The organism is Terrabacter sp. 01T434 (assembly GCF_056398545.1).
In genome coordinates this window covers 1-486 of sequence record NZ_JBFTPP010000035.1, presented here as the reverse complement: position 1 = coordinate 486, position 486 = coordinate 1, and the positions used below count along the sequence as shown (strand labels likewise).

Below are 486 nucleotides of genomic sequence, written 5' to 3'. Positions count from 1 at the left end.
GGCCGTGTCTCAGTCCCAGTGTGGCCGGTCGCCCTCTCAGGCCGGCTACCCGTCGTCGCCTTGGTGAGCCACTACCTCACCAACAAGCTGATAGGCCGCGAGTCCATCCCAGACCGAAAAACTTTCCACACCATACGGATGCCCGTTGGTGTCATATCCGGTATTAGCTCCGGTTTCCCGGGGTTATCCCAGAGTCTGGGGCAGGTTACTCACGTGTTACTCACCCGTTCGCCACTGATCAGACCAAGCAAGCTTGATCATCACCGTTCGACTTGCATGTGTTAAGCACGCCGCCAGCGTTCGTCCTGAGCCAGGATCAAACTCTCCGTTGATGTTCAAACACCCACCCCCGAAAAGGAGATGAGCAAACTTTGAACCCATGAAGGGCTCGAAAACCTGACTGAAGCCGAACCACTAGCTCAAAAAAAGCTAGAAGTTCGATTCAACCAAAGGATAATTCGCCCAAAACACCACACGACCACCCAT

General features: G+C 54.3%; 1 rRNA gene. It reads right to left on the bottom strand.

The features are described 5' to 3' along the window. Positions 1-332, bottom strand: a 16S ribosomal RNA gene (locus AC1DIW_RS21875); the annotation flags it as partial. Positions 333-486: the final 154 nt, after the last annotated feature.